The following is a 21,619-nucleotide window of genomic DNA, read 5'->3' on the forward strand; positions in this document are numbered from 1 at the left end:
TCATACTGTAGCGCCGATTATTGCATGTGGCGTGAGAATAATCAAACATAAGGATCTAAGATTCAAAAGAAATATTTGTCACAATGATTGGTATATTAAATAGTCAACCCATTGAATGAGTTGGCTATTTAATTACAGTGCTGTATTTCAATAACCTATTGACGATGAACTCATAAATTGGTTCTGGTTCACCCGATGATACTATTCTGCCGTTTAGTGCCAGCTGGCGCCCTTGATCGCAGCATTGAAAATGACGATGCCGCTAAGCTTCGTAGTGGACGTACCAAAAAGGCGTTCCCGCTGTCATGAGCAAGAACGCCCTCTCGTGGCCATGATTTTCTATGCCGGCCCCGGTCTACAAGCCATCGCCCAGCGTGAACGTAATCGTTGCATGGTACTTGCCGATCTGCGGCACACTGCCTGCCGGGAAGTCCAGCTCAAAAGGATTGGTGTCCCAACTTTTAGGATAGGTCGTATCGGTACCGGTGCTGGTGTTCTGCCAAATCGTAATTGGTGCCGACATGGTTTGCAGTGTCCCGCTGCCCGCATTGAACCGCCAGGGATTGGGCGACACCTTCACACTGGCATCGTCATCGCTAACAAAATCAGAACCGGTAGCATCCACGTGCCACGGCATCTGGGCGCGGTCTGCCCGAGTATCCGTCACGGTGAGTGCGAACGGCTGCAAATTTTGCAGATTCAGCGCGCCAAATACCGGCTGGAAATGCTTGCCGTAATCGAAACTCCCGGTCATGGACAGACCGATCGTCCCGGCGCCGGTCTGCTGCCAGACGTAGGTCTGAGTCGTCGTTGGCCGCGTGCCGTCATTGTACAGTTTCATCAGATTGGCCGGTGTATAGGTGGTCCCGGTCGGCGACAGCAAAGTCCCCAAAGAACCCAATTCCTGCCACACAGTATCCGTGGCTTGGACCGTGTAGGACTGGACTTTGCCATCCGCATCGGTGCTGCTGATCACAGTGCCGGCGACTGGTCCGCCTAATCCAAGATCGTCGCTGGTCGTCTTGAAATTCGGTCCCAAAACCAGCTGCCACAGGTGCGTCGTCCCGCTAAACATCCCGGTTTCAGTCGTGGCCTGCCGGGTATCAATGGCGCTTAAATCCAACCGGGTCAAGGCCGCACACCCATTGAACAAATTGCTGATGTCAGTCGTCTGGCTCATATCGAGCTGTTTCAGGTTCGTGATATCAACGGCGTTGCTCAGTCCGCTGAACAGTCCGGGGAGTGAAGCCGATGCACTCAACCCGCTGGTGGCGAGCACCACATGCTTGATCGCACTGCGCTGACTATACCACGGCCAAGTATCCGTCGAATATTTATCGGCCGCGAAGTTCAGCGTGTGGGGCTCGGTACCGATATTCAGAGTATCGCCAGTGATGTTCCACCAGCGCTGCGGCTGCCAAACATAGGTCCAAACCGCTTTGCCCGTGGTGGGATTGACTGTGCCAGCCCGCGGCGTCGCCAATTCAGCCGATAAGGCAGTGGAATTGCTGAACTGAGCACCCGCTGCTTCAAGCGGATTCGTGGCGACACCCAGCTCCTGCCAGCTCGCGTTTGCTTTATAGGTCGGATCGTTTTGCGCGATTGCTCCGGCAGCGTGATTCGGCAAGCCGTTCGAACTAAGCAGCGTTGTTTTATCGCCCACCGACAGGCGCCATAAGCTGTTGCAGCCTGAAAGCGCACCGCCGCCCATATTGCCAGCACCTGTGGCCTTCCTTGTATCAAAATGACTCAAGTCTAGTGTTGTTAGCTTGCTATCGCTGGTAAACATTTGTGTAAAGTTCTGACAGGCGCTTGTATCGAAATTGCTGACGTCAAGCTTCGTCAATGAAGAGCAAGCGGCGAAAGTAAGCCACATCGAATTTACTTTACTCGTATTAAAGCTGCTTACATTCAGCTTAGTCAGTGCCGGACAATTATAAAACATCCAGCTAATATCCGTCACCTGACTTGTGTCAAAGCTGCTCAGATCAAGTGCAGTCAGCTTAAGACAGGCACTGAACATCACATTCATTGTTTTCACCTTTGCAGTATTAAAATGGCTAAAATCCAGTGTGGTCAAACTGCTGCAACCACTAAACATATGAGTCATTGTGGTGACATTGCTGGTATTGAACTTGCTCACGTCCAACGCTGTTAAATTACTGCATCCGTTGAACATGCTGCTCATAGTGGTGACCTTACCAGTATCAAAATGGCTCACATCAACAGATTTCAAGGCCGTGCAAGTATCGAATACACTCTCCATGTTGGTGACATTACCCGTGTTAAACAGACTGGGGGTTAAGTTAATTGTCTGGAGTTGGTTGGATAGCCAAAACATTCGATACATCGTGGTGACCTTGACGGGATTGAAACTGGTTAAATCCAATGCGGTCAGACTCGTACACTGGCTAAACATATAACTCATATCAGTGACGTTGCTGGTATCGAAATTGACAATATCTAAATTCGATAAGGCCTTACACTGGTAAAACATGGAAGCCATGTTTGTTACCCTGCTTGTCTTAAAGTTTGTCAAATCCAGCTTAGTTAATCCGCTGCAGCCATTAAACATGAAAGACATGTCAGTCACACTGGGCGTATTAAAATGACTGAAATCAAGTTGAGTAAGGCCGGAGCCGCCACTGAACATGGATTGCATACTTGTAACTTTGCTATTATCGAAACTGCTTAAATCAAGCTGGGTAAGTGATCCGCAGTTAAGAAACATGCAAAACATAGTCGTCACGCTGCTCGTCACGAACTTTTTACTCAATGTTAGCTGCTTCAAGCTATAGCAGTTCCTGAACATCGTATACATTGTGGTCACTTGGCGAACATCAAACGAGCTGAGATCCAAAGCAGTTAACGCGCTGCATTGATTAAACATGGACTCCATCGTCGTGACATTGCTGGTATCGAACATACTGAGGTTCAGGCTAGTTAGAGCACTGCAACCAGAAAACATGGAGGCCATACTCGTGACATTGCTGGTATCGAACATACTGAGGTTCAGGCTAGTTAGAGCACTGCAACCAGAAAACATGGAGGCCATATTCGTGGCGCTGCTTGTGTTCAATGAGCTAAGGTCCAGACTAGTTAGTGAACTGCAACCAGAAAACATGCTTCCAAAATTTGCCACACTACTTGTCGCCAGCCCTGTAAAATCAACGGTTTTTAGTGAACTGCAATTGAGAAACATACCGTACATGGTATTGACCGCGGCAGTGTTAATATTATCCGTTTTGACTTTGATGTTGCCTAATCCATCAACCTCGGTCAGCTGGGTGCAGTTCTCAAATAGGAACCCAAGTGTTTGGGTGGCAGTCACGCCGGGTTCAATAACGACTTTTTTGATTGCGTCGCTTTGACTGTACCATGGCCAATATTCCCAGTTACCTGTTATTGTATCTCCTTCACTCAAGTTGTGGTTGCCACCAATGGTCAATGTGCCATCTGCGGAGATGTTCCACCAACTGTTATCATCGCTGTTGTCATCCCTGTTCGCTTTCTCTGCTCTGATTGTTGCCGGTGTTGGTGTGGTGGTAATTAATTTCGAAATAGTGTCGGCGATTGACGGTGTCTGGGTGGATTGCGTGGGCAATACGCCCTGATCCAGTAACGGCGGAGTGTTGCTACTGATACTGCTGCTGGCAGACACGATCGGCGCATTGGCTACAAGAATTAAAAAAAGACAAAGATGCCCCAAATCAATGTCCGTATGTTTGTTAAAGACTTCATTATCCCAGACTCCCTTGCCCAGTTCCCCCGCGGATATCGCCAGGCCAAATATGTCAAGTGTTTCAATTACACTGGTTATTTACTGATATATCACGATTTGGTATACCTATAGTAGGCACCATCAATCGGTTTAACTGTTTCTGCTACGCTAATTACATAACAAAAGCTTCACACAGTTAGCGTACAACACCAGCAAATTGCTTTCAACCAGTATACGAAAATGACGTGTACGTCATTGCTCTTTGAATAACGATAAACTTATATAGATATAGCGTTTACAACCGGAATGGTTTGTATCTATCAAGCTTTAAAAATCCCACAAAATATAGAGAGGCCGCCAATCTCGCATCTGAGATTGGCGGCCCCTCTAGGGCACAATAAATAACAGAAAGTCGTAAGCATACGATTTTCTTGTTGACAATATTCTTTGTGATTAATACCCCCGCCCGATTGGCTAGGAAATCAGCTTCTTCTCCCAGCGCCGACGGCCAGTTTGGCCGCCGTTAACCTTAGGATAAGCCGTTAGCCAAAGTAAAGGTAATCGTAGCATGGTACTTGCCGATCTGCGGGACACTCCCCACCGGGAAGTCCAGCTCAAAAGGATTGGTGTCCCAATTTTTAGGATAGGTCGTATCGGTACTGGTACTGGTGTTTTGCCAAATCGTAATTGGCGTTGACATCGGTTGCAGTACCCCATTGCCCGCGTTGAAACGCCAGGGATTGGGCGACACCTTGACACTGGGATCGTCATCGCTGACAAAGTCAGAGCCGGTAGCGTCCACGTGCCACTGCATCTGGGCGCGGTCTGCCCGAGTATCCGTCACAGTTAATGCGAACGGCTGCAGATTATGCAAGTCCAACGCACCGAATATCGGCTGGAAATGTTTACCGTAATCGAAACTGCCCGTCATGGATAACCCGATCGTCCCGGCGCCGGTCTGCTGCCAAACATAAGTCTGGACCGTCGTCGGGCGCGTGCCGTCATTGTACAATTTCATCAGATCAGTTGGCGTGTATGTGTCACCTGCCGGCGATAGCAAAGTCCCAAGTGAGCCCAGCTCCTGCCACGCGGTGTCCGTGGCCTGGATCGTGTACGAATGGGCCTGGCCAGCCGCATCGGTACTGCTGATCACGGTGCCGGCGACTGGTCCGCCTAAACCAAGATTTTCAGTGGTAGTCTTGAAATTGGGCCCCAGCTTCAATTGCCAAAGGTGCGTTGTCCCGGTAAACATCCCAGTTTCGGTGGTGACCTGCCGGGTATCCAGAGTACTTAAATCCAAACTGGTCAATGCGGCACACCCATTGAACATATCACTGGTATCAGTCGCTTTACTGGCATCCAAATCAGGCAAATTGGCAATGTCAGTGACATTGCTCAGTCCTTTAAACAACCCGCTGATCGATCCTTCGGCGCTTAAACCAGTAGCCGCCAGATTAATGTGCTTCACACCGGTGGCATCCGCTTGGCTGGACCAGGGCCAGCTATTGTTGGTCGAATACTTATCATTGGTGAGATTCAACGCATGGGGCTGCGTCCCAATATTCAAGGTGTCGCCAGTGATGTTCCACCAGCGCTGGGGCTGCCAAACATAGGTCCACACAGCTTTACCCGTGGCCGGATTAACTGTTCCCGCTCTGGGCTGGCTTAACAGGTACATTAAGGTGCCAGGAGTAACCGAATTACCCGATGTACTGAACTGAGGTCCATTGGCCTCTAGCGGATTAGCGGCTGTCCCGAGTTCCTGCCAGCCGGCGCCTGCGGTATATGGATCCGGGCTGTTCTGAGCGATTGCCCCAGCACTATGCGGCGGCAGATTGCCATTATTTCCTTGACCTAACTGGGCCTTATCGCCGACTGATACTTTCCATAAACTCGTACAATTGGCAAACATATCACCCACATCATGGTTGCTGAGGGTCCGGACATCAAAGCTGCTCAGATCCGCAGTCAGGAGTTTTCGATCGTTCATGAAGAAGCCGCTGATGCGTGTGACGGCACTGGTATTAAAGCCGGTAACATTTGCCTGGGTTAGTGATGTGCAATCGCGCATCATATCGAACATGTCGGTCACTTTGCGGGTGTCAAAGTTATGCAGATCAAGCTGCGTCAACGCCGAACAAGCGTAGAACATCTGACTCATATTGGTGACCAAACTGGTATTGAAATTGCTCACGGCCAGGGTTCGGACTTGATTGCATCCGCCAAACATACCGGCCATGTCGACCACACTGCTGGTATCAAACTGACTCACGTCCACCGCAGTCAAACTATTACAGGCCCAGAACATCGAGTTCATCGTAGTCACTTGGCCGGTGTTAAATTTACTCGGCGTTAAGTTCAGCGTCTGGAGCGCGCTGTCCCCGTGAAACATCCAAGACATGCTCGTGACTTTGCTAGTGTTGAAGCTAGTCAGATCAAGTGCGCTTAGATTGGAGTCAGAGGCAAACATAAAATGCATATCAGTGACGTTGCTCGTATCGAAATTTCTAACGTCCAAGTTAGTTAGACTACTGCATGCGTTAAACAGAAACTGCATAGAGGATACTTTGCTGGTATCAAAACTGGTTACATTGAGCTTGGCCAATTTACTACAGCCATTGAACATAAAACCCATATCGGTTACGTTATGCGTATCGAAACTGCTTAAATCAAGCTGAACAAGTGAATTACAGCTATTAAACATTTGCTGCATATTAATGACTTGACTCGTGTTAAAAGTGCTCAAATCAAGGGACGGAAGCGAGCTGCAACCGAGAAACATACAAAACATGTTGGTCACCCGACTCGTCACAAACTCTTTTCCGAACGTCAGCTGCTTCAACGCTGAACAATACCTAAACATTTCATCTGTGTTCGTCACCTGATGAGCATCGAATGTACTAAGGTCCAAACTGGTTAACTTACTGCAGCTATCGAACATATGAAACATGTTGGTCACATGACTCGTATTGAATGAACCCAGATCCAGACTGGTTAATGCACCACATCCAGAAAACATGTACCCCATATAAGTCACACTGCTGGTATCGAAGTTGCTGACGTTTAAGTTGGTTAAAGCGCTGCAACCATCAAACATATTTCCCATATAAGTCGCACTGCTGGTATCGAGCTTGGTGAGGTTTAAGTTGGTTAAAGCGCTGCAACCCGAAAACATGGAATCCATGCTCGTCACTGAGCTAGTATCCAATCCCTCTAAATTAATCGTGGTTAATGACTTGCAGTTTTGAAACATCATCGCCAATGTATTAACAGCAGGATGCCCGGGTGTGGTAACGGTATTAACTTTAATGTTACTTAATCCCTCGACGTCGGTCAGGTTAGTGCACCCGGCAAACAAGAACCCCAGTGTCTGTTCTGCCGACACCCCAGGTTCAATCACTGCTTTTTTGATTGTACTGGCTTGGTCAGTCCATGGCCAAGTCTGCCATTGCGCACCGTGTGTATCGGTAAAGCTCAGTGTGTGGCCGCTGTGAATGGTGAGCGTCCCGTCTGTTGAAATATCCCACCAGTCAGTGGAGGCGTCTTCAGGGGCGGGGGCATTCTCAGTGGTTAACTGCGCTGCTGTGGCTGTAATTAACGACGAGATGGTATTTGCAATTGACGGCGTCTTGGTCGATTGTACGGGAAATAAGCCCTGACTTAACGCCGACGCGCTACTACTGCTGAGACTGCTGGCGGCAGTTGCGGTCGGTGCATTCAAAAGAAATAAAAAAAAGACAAGGATACCCCATATCGACGTCTTAATAAGTGTCGTAAATTTCATTATCCCCAACCCCCTGCTCGGCCCGCCAATGGACGTTGCCGAGCATTATATGTCAAACACGTCAATATTCGTGCTTGTTTCGCTGATATATCACAGCTTTGGTATATGTACAACTGTTTCCGCGTACTATCTTGACTGTTTCTGTCAGGAAATTGTATAACAGGAACTTCACATAATTAGCGTACAACACTCGCCGTTTGCTTTCAACTGTTCACCAGAAATGACGTGCACGTCATTTTGCTTTGAATAACAGCAAACCTATGTCGGCAATGCACTGACCACTTAAAATAAGGATGTACCATCCGGCTGAAGATCCCACAAATAGAGCAAGGCCGCAAATCCATATGTGGGATTTGCGGCCTTGCTAAAGCTCGATAAATAACGAAGAATAACGGGAGTGCGATTTACTTGTTGACAATATTCTTTGTGATTAATGCAGGTGCTTTATTGGCTCAGTCGCGGCTTCCCTGTGGCACAATATGGCGCCAACGGACACTCTGCACACCGCGGGTTCCGGGCCATGCAGTATCGCCGGCCGAAAAGAATCAGCGTGTGGTGCCCTTGTACCCACTCTGTTTCAGGCAAGGCCGTTGTCCAGCGCCGCTCGATGTCGCGTACGCTGGCCTTATCTGACACCGCAGGCAGCCGCTTGGAGATCCGGGTAACGTGGGTGTCCACGGCAAAGCTGGGTACTCCGAAGGCATCGCCCAAGACCACGTTGGCGGTCTTGCGCCCGACCCCAGGCAGACTTTCCAATTCTGGATGGGTGTGCGGAACGGTACTGTTGAAGTTTGTCACCAGCTGCTGAGCAGTTTCCTGAATGTGTTTAGCCTTCGTGTGAAACAGGCCGATCGTATGAATGAACTGCTCAATATCAGCAGGTTTGGCGGCGGCCAGGGCGGCTGGCGTCGGATAGGCCGCGAACAACGCCGGCGTTACCTTATTGACCGCCGCGTCGGTGGTTTGGGCACTCAAGATCACCGCAATCAATAATTGGTATGGCGATTCAGCGTGCAGCGCACCCAGGGCATTGGGAATCAGTTTGAATAGTTCGTGCATGCCCCAGCGCAAACGATCATCTGACCATAACTCTGTCATTTGGCTTGTTCCTTTCTAAAACCGGTTCCGGTTGGCTCGTTCCCGCTCCACATCCGCTTTGGTGCGAATGTTGCGCTTCTCCCAGTTCAACAGGATCCGGTCCATGTATTTCAGCGAATAGGCTTGATTAAGCACCGCTTCCCGCAGCGCCAGAGAAACCAGCTCAGGGGCGTAATGATCCTGGTCCAGCCAGGCGCCGATGGTTTCCTGTTCGATCGGCGATAACGGCCGGCCAAACTCCACTTCGATTTCGTCAAATAACCGCTGTCGGGTGAGCGGGGCCTGTGCCGGCGCGCCGGCGTCCTCCGGCACGGCCCCCGCGACCGGCTGGGCGAGCTTTTCCTGCAAGCGGGCATAGAGCGGCGTCAAATCGTACCAGTCTACCCGCTTACGCGCGGCATTTTCCTGTGACCGCAAATCAATGAAGCCCGCATCCAGCATCTCGTGGAGCGCAGTATAGATCGCATCTTCTGCCAGCCCCGTCCGCTGCGCAATCTCCGCCACCGGCGGAAACTGTTCCCCATGGGCCGCAAAACTCAGCATTTGCAAATACACGATCAGCTGCCGATTCGACATCCCGACCGCACGATAATGCTGCAATACCAGATCAGAAACCGTAATCAACGGCGCTTGCACCAAATCTTGCCAAAAATCCACGATAGATTATCCTTTCTAAGAGTGAGAATGGGTTACCGGTTTTCTGTCTGTGTGATACATGTCTTAGTCTCCAACGTACCAAGCGCCGTCACCACGTTCCAGCCCATTTTGCCGAAGCCTGCGAAGCACTTGGCACGGCAGGCAAAGAGCACGCTCCCAGCGCGAGAAAAAAGGCCGGCCGCAACGACCAACCCTTTCTCAACACCTCATATTACGGCTTCAACCGGTTGATCATCCGCGGGAACGGAATTGCCTCCCGCAAGTGGTCCAAATGACAGATCCAAGTAATCGCCCGTTCCAAGCCCAAACCAAATCCGCTGTGCGGCACACTGCCGAACTTGCGCAGATCCAAGTACCATTCATACTCATTCACGCTCAGCCCCGCTTTGATGATGCTCTGCTTCAGCGTCTCATAATCGGTCTCCCGTTCACTGCCGCCGATAATCTCGCCATAGCCTTCCGGCGCCAGCAAGTCGGCACAGATATAAACATCATCCCGCGTCGGGTGGCTCTTCATGTAGAAGGGCTTGATGCTCTTGGGATAGTTCAACACAAAGACCGGTTGCTCGAATTGATCGGACAGGTAGGTCTCTTCCGGCGAACCGAAGTCATCCCCCCATTGCGTTTTGAAGCCGCCCGCTTGCAGCATTTCAATCGCCTTATCGTAGGTGATCCGCGGGTACGGTGTCTTCGTGTAGCGTTCCAGAATCTTCGGATCCCGGTCCAGGAGCTTCAAGTCGTACTGACATTTGTCCAGCACCCCTTGCACGAGGAAAGCAATGTAGCGTTCCTGAATGGCCAGGCTTTCTTCCTGATGCATAAAAGCCATTTCTGGTTCGATCATCCAGAATTCAGTCAGATGGCGGCGGGTCTTGGATTTTTCAGCCCGGAACGTCGGGCCAAAGGAGAAGACCTTATCGTAAGCCATTGCCCCGGCTTCCATATACAGCTGGCCGGACTGGGACAGATAGGCATCATTATCGAAATAATCGATGTGGAACAGTTCCGTCGTGCCCTCCGGTGCGGCATCAGTGATTTCCGGCGGGTCCATCTTGATGAAGCCCTCTTTATTGAAGAATTCATAGGTGGCCCGGATCATTTCGTTCCGGATATGCATGATGGCAAACGGCCGGCGGGAGCGCAGCCACAGATGGCGGTGATCCAGCAGGAATTCGATTCCGTGTTCCTTGGGGGTGATCGGATAGCCTTCCGATTCGCCGACCATTTCGATGTTGCTGATCTCGATTTCATAGCCGAAGTGGGATCGCTTGTCTTCGTGGATCTCACCGGTGACCCAGAAGCTGGCCTCCTGGTGCATTTCCTTGGCCAAGTTCCAGACTTCTTCGGACACGGCGTTCTTCACGACGACGCCTTGGAAAAAGGCGGTGCCATCCCGGAGCTGTAGGAAAGAAATCTTCCCGCTGGAGCGTTTATCGGTCAGCCATGCGCCGATGCGGACGGTTTCGCCGACGTGGTCCGGCGAATCGATAATACTGATGTGTTCTGGTTCAGACATTTGGTAACCTCCCAAAAATAATTAACAATAAATTCATGATGCCTTGACCGTCTCCCCGGTCTTGAAGTTCAGCAGGACATACCGATAACTGCCGTTTCGTTGGCGCAATGTGACCTCCCAGGCGGGGGTCCCTTTGTAGAGCCCCAGAGCGACCTTGGTGGCCGGCGCTTGGTTATTAGCCGCCCGGGCCTGGGCTGTGGCCGCACTGGCACTCAGCCCGCCGCTGGCGGCGAGGGTCCGGGTCTTGCCGGACTTGGCGTTAATGATCACAAACACCCGCCGGCCGGACTTTTGTTTGCCGCCAATGGTGTAGTCCGTTTCATTGCGGTTGAATAAGTAAAACACTTGCGGCTCAGTGACCCCGGCCACCCGCTCAGCGACGGCCCGAGCCTGGTTTTCAGCATTGCGCCGGGGCGCGGTGGCGACGAAATAGATACTGAGAATGGTGGCGACGATGATCAGCATCGTGCCCCAATAGGCCCATTTTTGCCAACTGGAACGCACGGGAATCCCCCTTCTTTAAATTGCATCTGGCGTCCATTATAACAATTATTGCCCGGGCGTGGGGCGCGGAATTACGTCTTTACCTTTTTTACGGGAATGCCGGCGAGAAAGTCCGCGGTAGCTTGGGCAATTTCGGCACTGGGCAGCTGCACCTTAGGCACTGTCCGGGGTAAATCGTGGAGCATCTGGTGCCCCCAGGATTCGGCCATGATGCGCCGGTCCAAGATGATCAGCACCCCATGGTCTTGGCTGGAGCGAAACAGCCGGCCAAAGGCTTGGGTGAGCCGCTGGGTGGCTCGGGGCAAGGCGTCCTGATAGAACGGGTTGCCCCCCTGAGCCGTGATGAAATTAGCCCGCAACTGAGTCAGCGGCCGGGTCGGCGGCTCAAAAGGCAGCCGGGTAACGACCAAAATTTGGAGGGTGTCGTTAGGCAGATCAATGCCCTCCCAGAAGGTAGCGGCACCCAGCAAAATCGCGCCGTCGGCCAGTTTGAACCGTTTCATCACTTTTTCCACCGAACCGGTTACGCCCTGGGCCAGCAATTCCCGCTGACCGATCAGACTGAGTTCGGACATCTCATCGAAAACCTGTTGGATCAGACTCAGGGAATTGAATAGGACGAGGATGCGCTGATGGTTTGCCCGGCTCAATTGCTCGATCATGCCAGCCACATAATGGGCGTACTCGGCGGGCGGCGTCTCTTTGATGTCCGGTGCATCCGGGGTAATGAAGACCCGGCCCAGCCGTTTGTAGGCGAAGCCGTTAGGGAGCACCATCTTAATGGCGTCGGTGATGCCCAACGGTTGGCAAAACGGCTGCCAGTTGTCCATGACCCGCAGCGTGGCGCCAACGTAAATAAACGGCGCAAAACGACGGGTGACGGCCGCCCATAACGCCCGGATATCGACTTGTGCCCAATGGAGCGAGACAGAGCGCAGATCGCCGTAATTACGCATTTGGATCACAAACCCGGCACTGGGATGGCTGGCCATCTGGATCCGGCTAAGCTGATCCAGGTCATCGGTTAAGGGCCGCAGGTCTTCTGCCGCGGCGCTGATGGTGGCCGCCATGGCGGTGACCCGTTGGGACCAGTGTTCCGCCTGATTGGTGATATAACGCTGCAGCTGGGTCAGCGCCGTGAAGAGTTGGAGCAGCGTATCGTCGATCTGCGTCAGATACCGGGTCAGTGTCTGCCAGGCCACCGCATCCGGCTGCCAGAGCCGCTGAATCGGCTGATTGCGTTCACTGCGCACGATATTGCCCTGAATGACTTGGGCATATAGGAAATCCTGGAGTTCATTGAAGCGGCTGGTGAGCAAGTCAACAGCGTTGCCCACGGAGACGACCTGATAGCGGAATAATTCGCCGTTACTCCACTGTTCCTGGCGAATCACGCCATCGATCGCCCCTTTGATCTGGTGCAGCGACCGCAGCATGCGGGGCAAATTACCCTTGGCCATCAAGGCGTCTACGGCGCTGTCGGCGACGTGCTGGGCTTCATCGACCACCACTAACGCATTGCGCGCAAACGGCGCTTCATCGTAGTGCCGGGTGAAGTAGGCATGATTGGTGATCAGCACCTGGGCCGCATCCTGGCGGGCGTGGGCCCGGCGCAGAAAGTCGACCCTGACCCAGGGGGAATCGGCCGGGCTTTCTTGACCGCTGACGATGGCGGTGAACAGTGGTGAGCGATAGGTCGTCAGCTGCAGCTCCTGCAAATCGCCAGTGGTGGTTTGGGTCAGCCAGACGAGGATTTTCATCATCAACAGCTGCTCGCCAGTATTCAAATCTCGCCGATCCAGCAGTCCGTAGTATTGGCCAAGGTCAATGTAATGGGTATCTGACTTGACGATCTCGACCCGCAACTGGGTGTGCATGATGGCGGCAATCGCCGGGAGGGTCTGCTGCGCCAGCTGATCCTGGAGGGCCAGCGTGGAAGTAGTGACGATGATCTGCTGCTGACTGTCCTGCTGGTGGATCAGCAGCGGCAGCAAATAACCCAGCGACTTGCCGCTGCCGGTCGCGGCCTCAATGAGCAGCGGCGTCTGGCCGTGCTGAGCATGACGATAGACGGCATCCATCATTTTGACCTGCCGGGCCCGGACGGTAAAGCGCGGTTTGAGCAGCTGGGTCATGGCCGCTTTGCCGCTGGGATACGCGACATGGGTCGGGGCCGCCGGCGCAGCTTCCTGCTCGCGACGCAGTGCCAACCCATTGGTAATCGTGTAACCAGCCGCGTGCGCCGCCGTATCACCGGCCTTCGCCATCAGGGCCAAATAATCCCCGGTTTGCCGCAGCAGCCCCTGGCCCATCGCCGCCAAGCGCTGGCGAGTCACTGCCGGCAGGGCCCGCAGCCGTTCATCCAGCAGCAAAAACAGGTGGGCCGTGGCGATGGCGTCACTGTCGGCCTGGTGGGGATCGTCGTGCTCAATGCTTAACAGCTTAGTCAGATCGGACAATTTATAACTCGGGGCAAAAGGCAGCAGGATTTGGGCGAGCTGCACTGTATCCAATGCTTTTTCACCAATGGGCGGCAAGTCCAGACCGGCAAATTCCGCGTTGATAAAGGGCAAATCAAAATTGACGTTGTGGGCCACAAAGACAGCCCCGTCCAGCAAGCCATGGAGCGTCGGACCGATCTCTTGGAAATCTGGCGCACTGGCCAGTTCTTTGTCGCGAATCCCGGTCAGATTCCGAATCGCCGGCAGCAAGGCCTGATGGGGATTGATGTTTTGGGCGATCGTATCCACGATCTTCCCGTTTTTCACCAGCGCACAGCCGAATTGGATGATCCGGTCCCCGCTGGCGTAATCTGTGCCCGTGGTTTCCAGATCCACCACGGCATAGAGTTGGCCTTGCCGCATGGGTCATTCTTCCTTTCTTACCGGTACCGGGATCAATTGCTGCAAGGCAACTGAATACAGGTACTGGGCAGTTACAGGCTGGTGCAGGATCGACCCCAGGGCCGCTCCGTAGTACTGCAGCTGCAACCGATATTGATCTTGCAAATACCCCACTGGATCCTGCCGGCCTTGGACGTGATCCGTCTTGTAGTCGAACAGGATGACCTGGTCAGGCAATGCGATATACCCGTCTATAATACCATGGATCAGAATGTTGGCATCGGCTGGGAAAGCCTGAGCCGGGCCGGCCGCTTGGAAGACCTCGCTGGGCGGCAGCAAGAGCGCAAACGGCATCTCCCGGTGAACCGCCTGGGGATGAGCGAGGAGCAGCGCGCCTAGTTCCGTCGCGTAGAAAGCGGCCACCCCGGCGGCGCTGATTTGTTTCGCCGCCCGCGGGTCGATTTGCTTGGCCGTGGTGAGGTCGGCGATCAATTGGCTGACGGCGGCGACGGTCACTTGGCCTTGACTGAGGTCCAGTTCTTGGAACACCAAGTGGGTGGCCGTCCCCACCGCTGTGGCTAAGGGTGCCTCCTGATCGGTGAGAAAGGCCGGCGGCGTGAACTCGTCGTCTTTCACGTACCGGAAGGCTGGCGACTGGGTATAACCGCTGGCTTCGGTGGTGGTCAAGCGGGTGTCAGTGAGCACCGGGTCGTCTTGGGCCCGCTTGATTTCCGTGACCGTCTGGAATGCCGCCGTGCGGGTGGCCTGAGCAAAGCGGTAGGGCTGCTGCCAGCGGGCAGCTTGCTGCTGCAATTCTGGGTAATCTTCCGGCCGCACGATGAGTTGCTGCGGGGCCGCCTGCACCCGTTGGCCAGCCGCTTGGGGGGCAGCGAGCGCAACGGTGATCGCCGGGGTGCCCAACTGCGGATCGGGGGTAATGGCTCCGTCAGCAGCCAAGGTGTCATTGACCGCGGGCAGCCGCAGCAAAGCAGGCATCATCAGATCGAGAAAGCTGGCCGCGCCGGTTCTCTTGGTCGTGGACAGCAGCGTCGTTTCCGGCTGTACCGCCGCGCCCCATTTCTTCACCAGCGCTGCCGGGTCCTCTTTGATTGACCCCACCACGTACAGGGCCTGACGCGCCCGGGTCAAGGCAACGTAAAGTTTGCGCAATTCTTCGGATTGGCCGACTCCGTGGATCATTTGCTTGGCGTAGTAATGCTGCGGAGTGGTATAGGCAATATGGGCCGCAAAGTCGTTGACCTTCAGCCCTACCCCGCCCTGGTTCAGAGCAATGGCTGGGGCCCGTTCATCCATCCGGTTGAAATTGTGCTGCGCATTGAGCAGAAACACTACGGGATATTCCAAGCCCTTGCTGCCGTGGATGGTCATCACGGTGACGGCATTATCGTCACTGCTGGTAACTGGGGAAATAGCCAGATCCTGGTCGTTTTCCTGCACTTGGTGAATGAACCGAATGAAGTTGAAAATTCCTTTGAAGCCGTTATTTTCGTAATCATTGGCGCGTTCATACAGCGCGTGCAGATTGGCTTGACGCTGTTTCCCTGAGGGCATTCCCCCGGCATAATCGAGGAAGCCGGTATCAGCGTAGATCTGCCAAATCAAATCGGCAATGCGCACCTGCTTGCTCAGGGTGCGGTACCGGTCCAGTTGGGCCGCAAGGGCCGTCATCTGGTCGTGAAGCGGTGTGGTCAGCGTCTGGTCGGCGACATAGGCCTGCCACGCGGCATAATACGGCCCTTGGGGGTGGTGGATACGGATTCGGGCCAGTTCATTACTGGTCAGCCCCACAATGGGCGAGCGCAGTAAACCGACCAGCGGGATATCCTGCCGAGGATTATCAATGAGGCTCAGATAATTGAGCATCACGGTGATTTCCGTGGCTTGGAAGTATTCCTTGGCATCGCTCATGACGACAGGCACACCGTGATCACTGAGGGTGTCCAAAATATCCAGATTGTCCCCTCGGGTGGGCACGATCAAAGCAATATCGGCATAACGCAGCGGTCGGGTACCCTGGGTGGTCTTATCGAACACCGGTGTGCCAGCGGCAATGAGGGCGTTGATCTTGTCCCCCACCACCGCGGCCTGGGCAGTGATACCGGTAAGCGGAATTGCGTCTGGATCATCGTCGGTGACGGGCTGATCGGTGACCAGCAGGACCTGTGTGGTCTGGGCCGCCGCGGCTGGATAATACGTCGCGCCGTATTGCAGCCGGGCATTGGCGTCGTACGCGACGTCGCCCACCGCCGGGTCCATCAATTGCTGGAAGAGGTAGTTGACCATGTTATCCACGGCTTCGGTGGAGCGGAAGTTCTCTGCCAGCACGATTCGTTCACTGTCATTGGTATCATCGCCGTAGGCCGTGTATTTATGGGCAAACAGCGACGGGTCCGCTTGGCGGAAGCCATAGATCGATTGCTTGATGTCGCCGACCATGAACATATTGCCCGGGTCGGGGGCGGCAATGGTGGTTAAAATGGCTTCTTGCAGCGGGTTGGTATCCTGGTATTCGTCCACCATGATCTCGGTGTATTTTTCGGTATAAAACAGTTTGGGCTGGATATCGGTTTGGGTGGTGGTCTGGAGAATCTGCAGCGCCGCCAATTCAATATCCGCAAATTCAGCGATCCCCCGCCGCTTTTTGGTTTTGGTTAATTCTTCACCGAAGGCCAGCAGCACGTCGGTCAGCTTCCGGGCCATCGCCTGCGCCTGACCCATGATCGGCAGCCAATCGGCAGCACTCAAGAGGAATGGCCCGGCTTGCAGTTCCGCAATCGCCTTCTTCAAATCATCCCGGGCCGCACTGACTTGATCTTTGAGTGCCAGACTCGATTCCTCCGCGGTTTTTTTTGAAATCGCGGGGAACCGGGCACCGATGGCGTCACTGGCCGCTTGCAGGGCATGGCGCATGGCGTCCCAATCGCCATGCTGCAGGACGGTTAATTGGGCGGTTAACGGTGTGATTTGCTTAGCCCCATAGGTACGCAGTTTGGCCAGATCTGGTATATCGGCAATGGCCGCTAATTGTTGGCGGTAAGCGGTCAGCAAATCGCTGTAGAGCTGCGTCACGTGGGCGCGCAAATTATCCGGCTGGTTTTCGGCCAGCAGTAATGACTGGTTGAAGCCGGCTGTGGTCAGCGGAAAATCATAAAGCCGGGCTAAGCGGTGGATCCAGCCGGCGGGGTCCGGGCTGGCCATGGCTTTGGTGTACAACCGCATGACCAAGTCGGTGAGGCCGTCGTCTGAGCGGCCGGTGGTAAAGTTTCCCACTAAGCGCAGAAAGTCTGCGTCCCCGGCGTCGTAATAGCGGTCCCGCACCCGTTCCCAAACTTGCTGCCACAGCAGCAGCCGTTCATTATCGTCCCCCAGGGTGCGCACAGCCGGGTCAAAATCGATCACGTAATAAAAGCGGCGCACGACCCGGGCACAAAAGGCATCCAAGGTGGCGATATCCGCGGACCCCAAGACCGCCAGCTGATGCCGGAGATGCTTGCGCTGCGCAGCATAAGCGTCGTTGCCCACCGCTTTGGTCAGTGCTGCCCGAATCCGGTCGCGCATTTCGGCCGCTGCGGCCTGGGTAAAGGTGACGATCAGCAAATGGTCAATATCTCCGCCCCGCAAAAGTTTTTGAATCACCCGTTCCACCAGGACGGTGGTCTTTCCTGACCCAGCGCTGGCCGAGACAAGAATGTTGTGGCCGGCGTGGTCGATCGCTGCCTGCTGGCTGGCTGTGAACTGTGTCTTACTCATGATCCCGCTCCTTTCTTAACAACTCGCTCATCCGTTGCAGCGCACCTTGTTTATCCTGCGTAATAATTTCCCGATACTTATTTTCCGGCAGCATATGGTCGAAGTACATAATATTGGTATAGGGAGAAAAACGCAGCACAGATTCACCGTTGGGGAATCGTGCGGGCTGCAGATCGATTTTTCCGCCTAAAATATTTTTGGCAGCCGCCTGGATCATCGCCGCATTGTAGGCCAGAATCGTGGCCAGCTGATCGGCACTTAATGCATTGCTGTTGGTATAGCCATTCTTCTTGGTCACCCGGCTGCCGGCCAGGACTACGTTGCGGTCCGGACTGGTATCTGCCTTTTCTAGGAATGTATCATCAGCCAGGACGATTCCTTTGAACTGATTCTGCTTCAGCATTTGCTGAGTGAATAGCGCCGGATCGCTGTCCTGCCACTTCAAGGCATCCTTCATCGGCAGCAGCGGTTCGTTAATATGCAGATAGAAGCCGCCGGCCACGGTGGCGGTACTGGGCAGCGCTAAATTCGGGACCTGACCCAGGGCATTGAGCAGTGCTTGGAGGTAGGTTTGCAGTTGCAATGAAAGACCGGTCAAGGCTTGGCCGTAGTCGAATTGATGCTCGGAGGATTTATAATCAACCACGGTCAAGAAATCTTCGCCGTTGGGGCCGCGGAAGCCGTCAATGCGGTCGATCTTGCCCCGAATCCGCACCGATTGATCAGCCCCTAAAGGATAGGTCAGCGCTGGCAAACTGTCCGGCTGCCCGACTTGACCGAATTGGACTTCGGTCGCTAAGGGCCGCAGAGCCGACCGGGCAGCCTGCTGCTGCAGCAGCCAGGCCATATACGTCAAGGTGCGTTCCAGCAGCTGGCGCAGGAACTTCATCCGCCCGGAGCCGTTCAAGATAGCGAAGAGCGGCTCATGCACTGCTTTGCCGGCAATGTCATCCACAATGCTGTGCAGCTCCTGCTGACTCAAATCCGTGATGTCCTGGGCTTGGGTTTGGAGCCGCTTGACCAGATGGTCCAGGACCCAATGATAGTAGCTGCCGGTTTCGGCGGGGGTCAGGTCATAGGTCGGCCGTTCCGTCACGCCAAGGCCGTAATGGAGAAAATACTCGTACGGGTTTTGATAATACTGTTCCAGCCGGGATACAGACACGTTCAGCCGTTTGCCGTAAAGATCCCGCACGATCGCCGGATCCAGCTGGCCGACGGTGTTTTGGTAATGCAGAGCGGATAAAATAAACTGGTAGTGCTGTTGAACGGTTGGTGTCCCCTGCCGGCGCAGATGCTGGGCGACGACTTGCCAATAAGGGTCGCTCTGCTTTTCCCGCAGCCCCTTCACGGTCCAGCTGCCAGCCAGCGCCGGCGTTGCCAGCCAGGCGGTGATTTGCGGCTGGGCAGCTGAGGCGGCTAAGGCAGTCCCAGAGAAATCAACGGTGCGCGGCGTTAAGCCGAGATAGTTTTGAATGCGTGCAAAATAAGGCGATATCCGCTGACTGGTCTCCGATTGCAGCTGCGGATACGTTAGATACAGCCGGTCGGTGGCGCTGAAGAACGATTTGTAGGCCATATATTCCGCCGCGGCTAATACATCGTCGGTTCCGCGGGATAACGTCGGATAAACTGCTCCGCTATCCGGCTGAGCAGCAATCAAGGCCTGCTGGCCGGCGATGATGGCCGCGCGGTCACTGTCGTTCAGCAGCGTGGTGGATTCTACCGGGGCCGGCAGCGCATTCGCTGTGCCGCCGATAACGAAGGTGATTTTCGCCGGCGCCGGCACAGTGATTCCAGTATCGGCAATCTGGACCGTGTCCAGCACCGCGGGGATCTGGGCATAACTGGCGGCCGTGAAGCCGGCAGTAAAAATGGCCACAAAGGTATCCGGGACAAAGGGCTCGCTGCCCAAGATTTCCACGTATTCATCCAGCAGCCGGGTGAATTGGGCAAACGCCTGCCGCGGCCGGCTGGCGCCAACCGGATCCCCTGCCGCCAACGTGGTGTTGCGGAAGAACGCGAGTTGGGTGATCAGGCCGTGGGCAGTCAGAAATTGATACAACGCGGTCATCGCGTGCTGACCGTCTGGCGCTTCTTTCAGGGCCGCAATAAATGGCAGCAATTCTTGCCGCAAGAAGACATGGATCGGTTCGCCAGCGGATAATTGGGTCTGCACCTCAGCGGCGTCATCCTCGTCCGTCGGCGTATGGGTCAGCTCTTGCCAGGGCGCCTCGGCACTGAACTGCGAGCCGCGCAAGCCATGGGCCAGACAATAATTTTCGGCCGCGTCTACTTGGTCCCGGAACACCCGTAAATACGCTGGCGTGGTTTGCCCCGCCGCGTTTTCATGCTGGGCCTCAGCGGCCAAAGCCGCGGGCAGAAGCAGTTCGGTCCGCAATAGGCTGAATAGATTGGCATAGGTCACATTATCGTTGAGCAGCTCCCCCAGCGCACTGATTAGCTGGACCAGCGGATGATTGGTCATCGCCAATGCCCGGTCGTAGAAATACGGTACAGCCGCTTGGTGGAAAGTCGGCGCAATGATGGTTTCGTATTTCTCCAAGTCTGGTGTCAAGATCCGGATATCGCCGTACCGGTAATCGCCACTGGCCACGAGGCGATGGATCTCCGCCGCGACCGCGGTGAGTTCGTCTTGCCGGTTGGCGGCCTGCCATAGCCGGACCGCAGCCGTGGCTGTTGGCGGCGTTGGCGCCGTTTGTCCCCGAGCATTGCTGATCCAGTAATGGGCCAGCGTGACCAAGGCGGGTTGATGGGCGCTGGGCGTGCGGGTATACCGCACTTGAGCAGGGATTCCCGTCACGCTTTGGGTCAAATGCTGCACCTGATGGCGCAGCTGGGTACTCGGCGTGAAAAATGGCGTGCTCCCCGGTCCGGCGGGCATTTCTTCCGTGTCGCCGTCATATTGATCCCCCACCAGGGCAATCGTGGTGTGCTGGCATTGCGGAATCAATGTGCCGAGCAACGCCAAGGTTTGCCCGTCTAGATGGTCAAACCCATTGATATACAGTTGCGTATTGGCCAGCCATTCCGGGTGCGCGGCGAATTGAGTCATGGCGTACTGGGTCATCTCGTCAGACGTGACAAAATAGCGCCCCAGCTCCTCTTGGTAGGCGCGCAAAATAATCGTTAAGTCGTGCATCTTCGCTTGAAATTCCTGGCTGCCGCCGCTGCCGGTCAATGAGTCGAGAATGGCCGCATCGATCCCGGCATCAGCCAGCTCGCCCAACTGGACGCGCAGCTGTTCCAGAAAGCCCGGATTGCGCGTTTCGCCCCGGAAAAGCTGCAGATCATCGCCGCATTGCAGCAAGACTTTGGTCAAAATCATCGTCTGCGCTGTATCGGTGGCCGTCAGCCGAGAGAACTGCGGATCCGTCTGCAAAAAATACCAGATCAGCCGATTCACGGTCAGTACTTGAATGTTTTGAAAGGCGTGAACGTGCTCCCCATTGAAGGGCGGTTCCCGGCTCAAGGCCTGATAAGTGACCCGCTCCATTTCATAGGCGATATGATTGGGCACGAGATAAAAAATTTGGCCCGCCTGGCCGGTGGCCGCCCAATCTGCGGCATGGCGGGCCATATCGGTCACCAGCTCATGCTGGCTGTCTTGGGTCGCGGTCCCCAGCAGCAGCGTGACCCGCGGGGAATTCGTTGGTTTCTGCATCGTGCGTGCACCTCCGAGTGTTTTGTCTTCTATATTTTCG

At 54.4% G+C, this 21,619-nt stretch carries 9 protein-coding genes; all 9 read right to left on the reverse strand.

What is annotated here, in order from left to right:
• Positions 1-355: 355 nt before the first annotated feature.
• Positions 356-3,661: a BspA family leucine-rich repeat surface protein gene (locus FMM01_RS04535; RefSeq protein WP_419555025.1), complete on the reverse strand. Its 3,306-nt coding sequence runs from the start codon at positions 3,659-3,661 to the stop codon at positions 356-358.
• 589 nt (positions 3,662-4,250) lie between these two features.
• Positions 4,251-7,505, reverse strand: coding sequence for a BspA family leucine-rich repeat surface protein (locus FMM01_RS04540; RefSeq protein WP_150391776.1), 3,255 nt, complete (start codon positions 7,503-7,505; stop codon positions 4,251-4,253).
• A gap of 444 nt (positions 7,506-7,949) precedes the next feature.
• Positions 7,950-8,603, reverse strand: coding sequence for an endonuclease III (gene nth, locus FMM01_RS04545; protein ID WP_150391777.1), 654 nt, complete (start codon positions 8,601-8,603; stop codon positions 7,950-7,952).
• Positions 8,604-8,618: 15 nt separating this feature from the next.
• Positions 8,619-9,260, reverse strand: coding sequence for a DnaD domain protein (locus FMM01_RS04550; protein WP_150391778.1), 642 nt, complete (start codon positions 9,258-9,260; stop codon positions 8,619-8,621).
• A gap of 211 nt (positions 9,261-9,471) precedes the next feature.
• A complete protein-coding gene (asnS, locus tag FMM01_RS04555) occupies positions 9,472-10,776 on the reverse strand; it encodes an asparagine--tRNA ligase (RefSeq protein ID WP_150391779.1) in 1,305 nt (434 codons plus the stop codon).
• Between the two features lie 33 nt (positions 10,777-10,809).
• Positions 10,810-11,280, reverse strand: coding sequence for a PepSY domain-containing protein (locus FMM01_RS04560; protein ID WP_027828265.1), 471 nt, complete (start codon positions 11,278-11,280; stop codon positions 10,810-10,812).
• Between the two features lie 71 nt (positions 11,281-11,351).
• Complete coding sequence (locus FMM01_RS04565; protein ID WP_150391780.1) at positions 11,352-14,144, reverse strand: helicase C-terminal domain-containing protein; 2,793 nt, start codon at positions 14,142-14,144, stop codon at positions 11,352-11,354.
• Between the two features lie 3 nt (positions 14,145-14,147).
• On the reverse strand, positions 14,148-17,894 hold the full coding sequence (gene addA, locus FMM01_RS04570) for a helicase-exonuclease AddAB subunit AddA (RefSeq protein ID WP_150391781.1): 3,747 nt from the start codon (positions 17,892-17,894) through the stop codon (positions 14,148-14,150).
• A complete protein-coding gene (locus FMM01_RS04575; protein ID WP_190973454.1) occupies positions 17,887-21,579 on the reverse strand; it encodes a PD-(D/E)XK nuclease family protein in 3,693 nt (1,230 codons plus the stop codon). The genes addA and FMM01_RS04575 overlap by 8 nt, the downstream gene beginning before the upstream one ends.
• Between the last annotated feature and the right edge of the window lie 40 nt (positions 21,580-21,619).

It is taken from the genome of Schleiferilactobacillus harbinensis (genome assembly GCF_008694105.1).
GTDB classification, from domain to species: domain Bacteria; phylum Bacillota; class Bacilli; order Lactobacillales; family Lactobacillaceae; genus Schleiferilactobacillus; species Schleiferilactobacillus harbinensis.

What these genes read in the sequence shown, in the direction of transcription:
- FMM01_RS04540 (WP_150391776.1), bottom strand. Translation starts at nt 7,505, where the DNA reads ATGAAATTTACGACACTTATTAAGACGTCGATATGGGGTATCCTTGTC.
- nth (WP_150391777.1), bottom strand. Translation starts at nt 8,603, where the DNA reads ATGACAGAGTTATGGTCAGATGATCGTTTGCGCTGGGGCATGCACGAA.
- asnS (WP_150391779.1), bottom strand. Translation starts at nt 10,776, where the DNA reads ATGTCTGAACCAGAACACATCAGTATTATCGATTCGCCGGACCACGTC.
- FMM01_RS04565 (WP_150391780.1), bottom strand. Translation starts at nt 14,144, where the DNA reads ATGCGGCAAGGCCAACTCTATGCCGTGGTGGATCTGGAAACCACGGGC.
- addA (WP_150391781.1), bottom strand. Translation starts at nt 17,894, where the DNA reads ATGAGTAAGACACAGTTCACAGCCAGCCAGCAGGCAGCGATCGACCAC.
- FMM01_RS04575 (WP_190973454.1), bottom strand. Translation starts at nt 21,579, where the DNA reads ATGCAGAAACCAACGAATTCCCCGCGGGTCACGCTGCTGCTGGGGACC.